Source organism: Micromonospora sp. R311 (assembly GCF_056780015.1).
The window spans coordinates 60,575-69,187 of record NZ_JBSWCE010000041.1; the positions used below are offsets into that span (position 1 = coordinate 60,575).

Annotated in this window: 12 protein-coding genes; 5 read left to right on the forward strand and 7 right to left on the reverse strand. The window is 68.6% G+C overall.

Annotated elements, in window-relative coordinates; all coding sequences use genetic code 11:
* The first annotated feature begins 661 nt into the window (after positions 1 to 661).
* A complete protein-coding gene (locus AC1WTP_RS28530) occupies positions 662 to 1,123 on the forward strand; it encodes a DUF4262 domain-containing protein (protein ID WP_481652333.1) in 462 nt (153 codons plus the stop codon).
* 128 nt (positions 1,124 to 1,251) lie between these two features.
* Here the strand turns inward: AC1WTP_RS28530 and AC1WTP_RS28535 are convergent, their stop codons facing one another.
* The 6 genes from AC1WTP_RS28535 to AC1WTP_RS28560 form a co-directional block, all read right to left on the reverse strand.
* Positions 1,252 to 1,488, reverse strand: a complete 237-nt coding sequence (locus AC1WTP_RS28535) for an IS66 family transposase (RefSeq protein ID WP_481652345.1) — start codon at positions 1,486 to 1,488, stop codon at positions 1,252 to 1,254.
* Positions 1,489 to 1,645: 157 nt separating this feature from the next.
* Positions 1,646 to 1,840 carry a hypothetical protein gene (locus tag AC1WTP_RS28540; RefSeq protein WP_481652334.1) on the reverse strand — a complete coding sequence of 65 codons (195 nt, stop codon included), beginning with the start codon at positions 1,838 to 1,840 and terminating at the stop codon, positions 1,646 to 1,648.
* Positions 1,840 to 2,121 carry a hypothetical protein gene (locus AC1WTP_RS28545; protein WP_481652335.1) on the reverse strand — a complete coding sequence of 94 codons (282 nt, stop codon included), beginning with the start codon at positions 2,119 to 2,121 and terminating at the stop codon, positions 1,840 to 1,842. The genes AC1WTP_RS28540 and AC1WTP_RS28545 overlap by 1 nt, the downstream gene beginning before the upstream one ends.
* A gap of 114 nt (positions 2,122 to 2,235) precedes the next feature.
* Positions 2,236 to 3,402 (reverse strand): hypothetical protein, encoded by a 1,167-nt coding sequence (locus AC1WTP_RS28550; protein ID WP_481652336.1) that lies wholly within the window; start codon positions 3,400 to 3,402, stop codon positions 2,236 to 2,238.
* Between the two features lie 105 nt (positions 3,403 to 3,507).
* Complete coding sequence (locus AC1WTP_RS28555; protein WP_481652337.1) at positions 3,508 to 3,957, reverse strand: hypothetical protein; 450 nt, start codon at positions 3,955 to 3,957, stop codon at positions 3,508 to 3,510.
* 108 nt (positions 3,958 to 4,065) lie between these two features.
* Positions 4,066 to 4,575, reverse strand: coding sequence for a DinB family protein (locus AC1WTP_RS28560; RefSeq protein WP_319462525.1), 510 nt, complete (start codon positions 4,573 to 4,575; stop codon positions 4,066 to 4,068).
* 186 nt (positions 4,576 to 4,761) lie between these two features.
* Here AC1WTP_RS28560 and AC1WTP_RS28565 point away from each other — a divergent pair, with 186 nt between their 5' ends.
* Positions 4,762 to 5,190: a RusA family crossover junction endodeoxyribonuclease gene (locus AC1WTP_RS28565; protein ID WP_319462526.1), complete on the forward strand. Its 429-nt coding sequence runs from the start codon at positions 4,762 to 4,764 to the stop codon at positions 5,188 to 5,190.
* A gap of 68 nt (positions 5,191 to 5,258) precedes the next feature.
* Here the strand turns inward: AC1WTP_RS28565 and AC1WTP_RS28570 are convergent, their stop codons facing one another.
* Positions 5,259 to 5,675, reverse strand: coding sequence for a mycothiol transferase (locus AC1WTP_RS28570; RefSeq protein ID WP_481652338.1), 417 nt, complete (start codon positions 5,673 to 5,675; stop codon positions 5,259 to 5,261).
* 52 nt (positions 5,676 to 5,727) lie between these two features.
* On the opposite strand from AC1WTP_RS28570, the gene AC1WTP_RS28575 reads away from it, so the two are divergent.
* From AC1WTP_RS28575 to AC1WTP_RS28585, 3 genes are all read left to right on the forward strand, one after another.
* Positions 5,728 to 6,036, forward strand: a complete 309-nt coding sequence (locus AC1WTP_RS28575; protein ID WP_481652339.1) for a transposase — start codon at positions 5,728 to 5,730, stop codon at positions 6,034 to 6,036.
* Entirely contained in the window at positions 6,033 to 6,926 is an 894-nt protein-coding gene (locus AC1WTP_RS28580) for an IS3 family transposase (RefSeq protein ID WP_481652340.1), read from the forward strand. The genes AC1WTP_RS28575 and AC1WTP_RS28580 overlap by 4 nt, the downstream gene beginning before the upstream one ends.
* A gap of 452 nt (positions 6,927 to 7,378) precedes the next feature.
* The gene (locus tag AC1WTP_RS28585) at positions 7,379 to 8,542 is read left to right on the forward strand and encodes an IS110 family RNA-guided transposase (RefSeq protein WP_481652341.1); all 1,164 of its coding nucleotides are present in this window, start codon (positions 7,379 to 7,381) and stop codon (positions 8,540 to 8,542) included.
* Positions 8,543 to 8,613 lie beyond the last annotated feature (71 nt).

The window sequence follows — 8,613 nt, forward strand, 5'->3', positions numbered from 1 at the left end:
CAGCGCAGTGCGCCTCGAGGCCGGACTGCCACATGGAAATCACGCAGAGGGGGCGTGGATCACCGCAAGGTCGCCTCGCCTGCACGTCGGTGGTGAGGCGGTGACTTGATCTAAGCGGAAAGTCGAGCGTCGCTGCTCACGGCCGCCACCTCGGCGACCCGACAGCGGCATCCCCACACCCGCTGGCCGGGGTGGCGGCCACCCTGACACCGCTACCCCGAGGGCAATCTTCCGATGACGCAGCCGCACCGACGGGCCGTACCCCACGCTGTCACCGACGTCCCGCTGTGGCTGCTCGCCGCCGACGTCGCCGCCGCTCACCTACCTGACCCCGATCACCCCGGCCGCTGCGCCAACCTGCGCTGCGTCGGCGAGGCGTACCCGTGCCCACCGGCGCGCGACGCTCACCGCGCCGGCCAGGCTGCGACCCGACCCCGGCTGCTCGCCGGAGGCCGGGCACGGGTCGCCGCACCGGCTGCGAGCGCGGTGGCGCGGTTCGCTGGCTGGTTCCGGCCAACCCGGCCGGTGACACCTCGGCAGCAGCCCATGCCGTCGCCCCGTGCCGCCTGAGCCCGACCTGCAGCCGACTCCGCCGGGGCGGTTGCGGCCTTCGGCGATGCGCCGACCCACGCCGCCAGATCCTTGACCGAAGGAGTCTCCCGTGACTGGTATTGAGGCCTTTCTGCGCCGCCAGACAGAGATCATCGACAGGGTGGGCTGGGCCGTCACCCTCGTCGTGCCCACCGACGACGATCCCGACAGGGCCCCAGCATTCGCCTACACCGTCGGCTTGACCGCTCACCACTACCCCGAGCTGCTCATCGCCGGACTCGACCCCGCCACCTCGCAGGCGCTGCTCAACGACCTGGCAGGCAGGGTCTATGGCAATGCCGAACGCTTTCACCACGGCCAGCGCATCGGCGACCTCATCGCCGGCTACGACGCCGTCGTCGTCGCTGGCGCCCCGACCGATCAACTGCACCCCGGCGCCGCGTTCGGCCGCTACGGCCGCGACCGCGTCCGCCTGCAGCAGATCGTGTGGCCTGATCCGGACGGCCGGTTTCCCTGGGACAGCGGCTACACCTATCCATCGGAGGTGCAGCCGCTGATCGGGCAGCTGTAGTCGCGCTCCGCGTGGGGCTGGATGTGCTCGCGTCCAGCCCCACGCCACACGTCTCGTATCCGGCGCTGCCGCCCGCCGAGAAGGAGCAGCAGAGCAAGAAGCGAGGCCGTTTGTCGTTTGCGGTGGTGTTACCGCTGTTGGTCTAGGCAAGCAGGCGGTCTACGAGCGCGGGCGGTGTCCGCTGCGGTCTTGAGCCGCAGGAGCGCGTCGGCCGCCTGCCGGGGCCACACCGCCTGCGGCGCCAGTTCAGCGGCGGCGGTCAGCTCGCGTAGCAGATGGGCGCAGCACAACTGGTGCCCGGCCGGGGTGTAGGGGTCGTAAGGCGCCCACGCGTCGTGCACGGCGATCCCGGTCAGCGAGCTCATCACCTGCCCGCGTCCATGGCACCGTCACCGATCGCCCCGCCCACATCCGCGGAGGCGTCACCCACCGACGAGACGGAATTGTCGATGCTGTCCCTGGCACCTTATGGTCGGCCGGTGGGAACCACGGTGTGGGCGGATCCCACCCGATCGCTGGGTCTCAGCCGCGGTACGACTCCTCGAAGTAGTCCAGTTCCATCCGGAACTGCTCCCGGTAGCGCTCGATCCGTTCGGCGTCGACCAGCGTCGGATCCAGCTCGCCATGGCCGTCCCGGGCCGCCGCGAGGACCGTGTCGATGCCCTTGGAGGCGGCTTCCAGGCCGTTCAGCGCGTCGAGCACATCCCGGTCCGCCACTATCGCTCCTCCGCCAACCGCAGGGTCCGGAACTCGTTCCAGGCCAAGGTCTCCTCCTGCCGCAGCGCGGTCAACGCCGCCCGGTCCACGCCGGCGTCCATCCGTCGCTGGATCGGTTCGAAGGCGGCGTCGAGTCGGGCGCGGGCGGCCAACCAGGCCCGCAGCGCCCTCGCCAGCTCCGTGTCCCCCCGGATCGGATACCGGTCCCCGCTCTGGCCGGCGGAGGCCGGCTCACCTCCACCGAACTGCTTACGCAGCCAGCGCCCCGCAGTTCCCGCCACTGGTCCTCCCTCCTGCCGCCGACACTCCTCGAAGTGGTCCCACTCGTCCAGTCGCTCGCCCCAGCATCTCCCTGCGGCCCCGTCACCGCACGTCGCAGCCTCCATCAGGGTTCCTCAGCTCCCTATGGTCGGAGCGGGATGTCCAAGGTCTCGGGCAGCCTCCTCGCTGAGCTTGTCGACGTTGACGTCCATCGACCGCAGGAAGGGTCGGATCGCTCCGGCTTCTCCTGTCAGGAGAGCGAGCAGCAAATGACTTGTCCCCGGCCAGCGCGAGCGGGTGTCCGTCCTGTACCGCTTGGCACGGTTCACGGCGGTGGTGACGGACGCGCTCCAGGGAGGGTCGTCGACTCTGACGCGAAGGCCCGGGCCGTCGGATGCCGCCGTGCGGGCGAGCCTCAGCAACAGCGAGGGTGAGTCGATGCCCCGACGCGCGAGCAACGCGGTGGCGTTGTTGGTGGGGACCATGTCCGGCCGGAACTGCTCACCCGCATCGCGGAGTTGGTCCTGCACGATGGTGATGCCGAGAAGCAGGTGTTCGGGCCCAACCTCGCTGGCGCCGAGGCGAACCGCTTCCCGCACTGCCTCCCGGGCCACGACGAAGAGCACGGGTCCCTCCGAACGTGGCCGCGCCGCGCGCAGGAGACTGCCCACCATCCGGACCGGTGCGGGAAGCGTGCTGTCGAGAACTCCCAGCAGTCTCAGGCCCTTCACGGCGTCGTCGATCGGCTCACCGGACGCGCGCACACTGACTCCCACCGGCATGCGCGCCATCACCCGTTCGGCGTCCACGCCGACCGCGTCGAGCAGTCGGCGGGACCGGTAGCTGGGGTCGGCGACGACCCCTGGCAGAAGGTGCATCGCGTGCGCGTGGGCGACGCCGACCGACTGGGCGTCATCGATAGCCGAGCGGGTCACCTCCCACACGGCCGCACTCCACGCCGGCGGCTCCGTGGGCCCCGACCGCAGGCGCGGTTCCCCGGCCCGCCAGCCCGCCTCCCGCAGGATCGCGCTCGCCTCCAGGTCGGCCTCCGTCGCGCCCGGCGGCGTGGCCGGCGGCTCGTCGTCACCCAGCCACCCGTGCCCGACCCGGTCGGCGATCAGAGGGGCGAGCGGTGCGAGCTGCTCCTTCAGCGACGGCAGACGGCGGCCCAGTTCGAAAAGGACGTGGTCGGTGCAGACGACCGCCTGCCCGTCCTTCCAGCACCTCCGGTACGCCATGGCGAGAGTCCACAGCATCGCCGCGCCCGCCATCGTGACGCTCCGTTCGGAGTGAGCGCTCATGAGCCCTTCCCGCCATCCTCTCGCCGCACCGAGGTGTCGCCACGGAGGCCGCCCGACCGGCGAGGCCGATCGGGCGACCCTGGCTCCCGGCATTGCGGACCGGGTTCAGTTCAGCTGCTGAACCAGGGCCGGCAACTCCGGCAAGACCTGCCGCAACGCTGCCGCTAGGGCGTCGATCTGGCCCACCATCGCGTCACGCCCGGATCCGCGGGTCACCCGCCGAAGGTCGGCCGCCACGTCCGCCGCACCCGGCCGAGAGCTGTGGTCAACAGCCCGAACGAGGTGCCATCGAACCTTCCGGCCCCGGTGGTCCACGTAGTACCCGCCGGGTCGGCCACCGTCGACGGCCCTTCCCACCAGGACGAAGACGGCGCCCTCCTGCCAGTCCAACTCCACTTCCACGAAGGCTTCCGGCATGAGGTAGGCGAGAACTGTACGGGAGGCGTCGGGCTCACGAGCGACGCTGGCTCCGGCATCGATCACGAGAAAACGGAATTCCGCCGCGGCGTGTCTTTCCATCGCGTCCCGCCCGAGGACGTCAGAAATCAAGGCCACGGACATCTCCCTCGATCTTGCCGAACAGCTCAGACGCCTTGCTGTAGTTGGCGTAGCCGGACGTGACCCGCCGTTCCATATCGTAGTTCGTTCATGGTGTGAGCGGACCTACTCGCCGGTCGGACCGCCGGCGAGCTCTGTGACAATGTCGAGGTGTCCGAGATGGCGGGCGTACTCCTGCAGGAGATGGAACAACACGCGCTCCAGCGACGCCGGTTGTGCACCGTCCCATCTCGGACCAGGAGCCCCAACCGTCGTGAGCTCGTTACATGCGACCACGGCTCCGGTATGCGCACCCTGTGCACGCAGCGCCGCGATCAAGCCGTCGAGTGTCTCGTCGGGCGCGACGTACCACCGGTCCTCGCGTTGGTCTCCCCACGGTTTCTCGACCTCGCGCCCTTGAAATCCCCACTCAATCCAGCGCAACTCGACGTGGCGCAGGTGCTTGAGTAGCTCAAGCGGTGTCCAACCCGACGGAAGCCTGCTACGTCGTAGCTCGTCATCGGGTAGCGCGGATACCTTCGACAGCACCATCTCCCGGAAGTAGTCGAGGTACCGCAGAAACACCTCGGTCCGCCCTGCTGCTGGAACCGTCGGTGAAGGGAACGCCATCGTCATCTCGACATTGTCCGTCACGTCGGAGCCGTTCCTACCGGCGCACTGTTCTCGGCAGTTCCGGCCGTCGACCGGCACGGAGGCCGGTCACCGGGCGTGACGACTTCCAGTTGGGCGGCGCGCACGGACGGCGGCCAGATGAGGACCTCTGACCTTCCGATACCGCGTCAATCAGCCGACACTGAGCCGATGAACCCGGACGCTGCACTCGAGATCGCCTTCGACGTACCAGGATGGCCACCGCTCAAGAATGAGGCCAAATCCATGCTGGCCGCCGGCCACAAGCACCACGGAAGTGTCCGAGCCCTGTTGGAAGCAGCCGCCGTAGCGTCACGGCAAGTCGGCTGGACGATAGTAAGCGCCGACATCGCGCTCGATGTAGTTGTTCAAGCGCCGGCAGGCGGTCCTCCCGGAGACGCAACCAACTATCTCGGTGGAATCGGGGACGTTCTCCAAGACAAGAGCCACCCAACCAGCATGGACCTTTCCCACCTCGGAGCGCTCCAAGAGGTCGCACTCTACGTAGACGACCGCCAGATCCGCCGGGTGACGTACAGCGTCGAGCTGGCCGAGAGCGCTTCTTACTCTGTCCGCGTTTCAATCCTGGACGGCTGGTGACCAGCTTGCATCGCGACCACCTGCGATCGTGCGGCGACAGGCGCGCGGATCGCGGCAGCCGAGGACGTTCAGACGGTGAAGTCTGCAGGCGCGCCTTCACCCACGCGACCATCCACTGCCTCTCGGAGGATGTCCGCGTGGCCCGTGTGTCGTGCGTACTCCTCAACCATGTCTAGGAGCATGGCGCGGACCGTAGGCGTGCGGCCGTCCGGCCAGGTGAAGGACGCCGGCCCGTCGAGCCCGCGCTCCTTGATGACCTCAGCCACGAGTTCGCGCGACCGCTCGACAGCGTCTCGCCACACTGCGTAGACATCTTCTGGAGAGTCCAGCGCCCCAGTGCGCCATTCCCAGTCAGGGTCGGCGTCGAAATCTACGGTGTCCCACGGGGCTCCGTACTCCTGTCCGGCGAGCTTGACCGCCAGCCAGTCTGCCTCGACCAAGGCCACATGCTTGACGAGACCACCGAGCGTCATCTGAGGTTCCACCTGCGGACCGGACACCCTGAGCCCAGACAGTGGTCTGGGGAAGGATGGTCCGGTGCCACGTCCATCGAAGTACCCCGAGCAGTTCCGTAGGGACGCTGTTGATCTGGTCCGCTCGTCGGGCCGGTCACTGCGTGAAGTCGGTCAGGAACTCGGCGTCAATCATGAAACGCTGCGGAACTGGGTCAACGCCGCGAAGACCGCCGAGGCCGCCGGCCGGGCTGGCGGGCGGGCCGGTGACCCGGTCGACGCCGATGAGCGTGACGAGCTGCGCCGGCTGCGCAAGAGGGTCGCCGAGCTGGAGGTCGAGAAGGAGATCCTCCGGAAGGCGGCCGCCTATTTTGCCAAGGAGATGGGTCGATGACCCTCCGCTACCGGTTCATCTCCGAACACCGCGCCGACTACGGCGTCAAGCGGCTGTGCCGCGTCCTGGCGGTACGACGTCCCGGCTTCTACGAGTGGCTGGCCACGCAGCCGGCCCGCGAGCAGCGCGCCGAGGCCGAGGACCGGCTCGCCGCTGAGATCACCGCGATCCACGGCGGGCACCGCGGCGCCTACGGGTCACCGCGGGTGACCGTCGAGCTGCGCCGACGCGGCCGGCGGGTCAACCGCAAACGGGTGGAGCGGATCATGCGGGAACGAGGCATCGTCGGGATCATCCGACGCCGACGCCGCTCGCTGACCCGGCAAGACCAGACGGCCGCGCCGGCGCTGGACCTGATCAGGCGGGACTTCACCGCCGACGCCCCCGGGCAACGCCTTGTCGGGGACATCACCTACCTGCCCACCGCCGAAGGCTGGCTCTACCTGGCCACCACCATCGACCTGCACACCCGCGAAGTCGTCGGACACGCCATGGCCGCGCACATGCGCACCGAACTCGTCTCCGACACCGTCACCCTCGCCCACCGACGGGGCCTGGTCGCCCCGCAAGCGATCTTCCACTCCGACCGCGGATCCCAGACCGCCCAGTACACCTCGACCGAGTTTCGGACCACCCTGACCAGGCTCAACATGCGGCCGTCGATGGGACGGGTCGGCTCCTGCTACGACAACGCCGTCGCCGAGTCGTTCTTCGCCACCCTCAAAGCCGAGATCGGCACCCGCGTCTGGGCCACCCGAGCCGACGCCCGACGAGACGTCTTCGCCTATCTCACCTACTACAACCACAGCCGTCTACACTCGACACTCAACCACCGCACACCCCACGAAACCCGCGCCTGCTACCGTCAGGCCCACGCCCTCGCGGCATGAAACTCCGGTGTCCGGTCCCGGGGTGGAACCTCAATCGCACTGGCCGCCGTGGTCGCGCGCAGACCCTTCTCGTCGAGCCCCGACGTCTTCCAGGCGAAGGTCCGCCGGTTGCGCTCGAGAACTGACAACAGGGACTCGGCCTCGGTGGGGGCCGCCGACGGGGAAGGCTGCGGAGACGCTTCGCTCATGGCCGGCAGCATAGCCAGCCGCTCGTCTACCGCTCATCGGCTACTTGTTAACTGGCGCTACGACCGCAGCCCGGCCAGGCTTGGTCGAGGTGACCGGCGGGGTGGCTCTCTCATCGGCTGCCCACCGCGGTTTGGTGTGGCTCTCATCTGGCATGCCTCCTGCCGGTCACCGTGGCGCGGAGAGGCTCAAGAGGGGTCTGCCCAGCTCGAAGTAGCGCTGCCCTCCTCGCTGACATCACCCGTGTCTGATCGAGGAGGACGAGCGTGGGACAGGTCATCATCGGTATGGATCCGCACAAGCGGTCCGCGACCATCGAGATCATCAACGACCGCGAGAAGATCCTTGCCCAGGGCCGGTTCACCACCGACCGCGACGGCTACCAGACGATGCTGAAGCTCGGCCGGCAGCACAAGGACCGGATCTGGGCGGTCGAGGGCTGCAACGGGATCGGGCGGCACATCGCTCAACGCCTCGTCGCCGACGGCGAGACCGTGGTGGACGTGCCGGCGAAACTGTCCGCACGGGCCCGCGTGTTCGACACCGGCCAGGGCCGCAAGACCGACCCGGTCGACGCCCACAGCGTCGCCGTCGCAGCCCTACGCGCCAAGGGTTTGCGGCAGGTAGCCGTCGACGACGCGACCGTTGCGTTGCGGCTGCTCGTCGACCGCCGCGACGGTCTCGGCCACGCCCGCACCGATTTGCTCAACCGCATCCACAAACTCCTGCTGGAACTGCTGCCCGGCGGAGCCAAGAAGTCCCTGTCCGCCCCGCAGGCCCGGACCCTGCTCAACACGGTTCGGCCGCGCGATCTTGTCGGGGCCACCCGCCGGCGGCTGACGTCGGAACTGATCACCGAGCTCGCCCAGGTCGACAAGAAGATCAAAGCCGCGAACAAGGAACTGACCGAGCTCGTCGAGACCACCGGCAGCAGCCTGCAGGACCTCAACGGCATCGGCCCCTCCGGCGCCGCCCGCCTGATCGGCGACATCGGTGACATCAGCCGGTTCGCCAGCCGCGGACACTTCGCCTCCTGGAACGGCACCGCACCCCTGGACGCGTCCTCCGGCGATCAGAAACGCCACCGGCTGTCCCGTGCCGGGAACCGGCGCATCAACCGGGCCCTGCACATCATGGCCATCGTCCAACTGCGCCACGACACCGAGGGGCGTGCGTATTACCGGCGCAAACTCGCCGCGGGCAAGACCCCGATGGAAGCCATGCGCTGCCTGAAACGACGCCTGTCCGACATCGTCTACAAGCAGATGATCAAGGACGCAACGGCGGCGAGGACGGGCCCGGGAGGACACGTGGGGGCGACTCTGCAATCCAGCGCGGCTGACCCGATCCCCATGGTCAACACTTCGGAACAGTCACTTCCCGGACCCGCCGATATCCAGCCTAGAACACCGCTCCCCGCCGCCTCTTGATGTGATGAAGGAGCGGGGCCTCCGCTCCTCGTGACAGTCACCCTGATCAGGGGTTTCCTGGGGTTGTCACG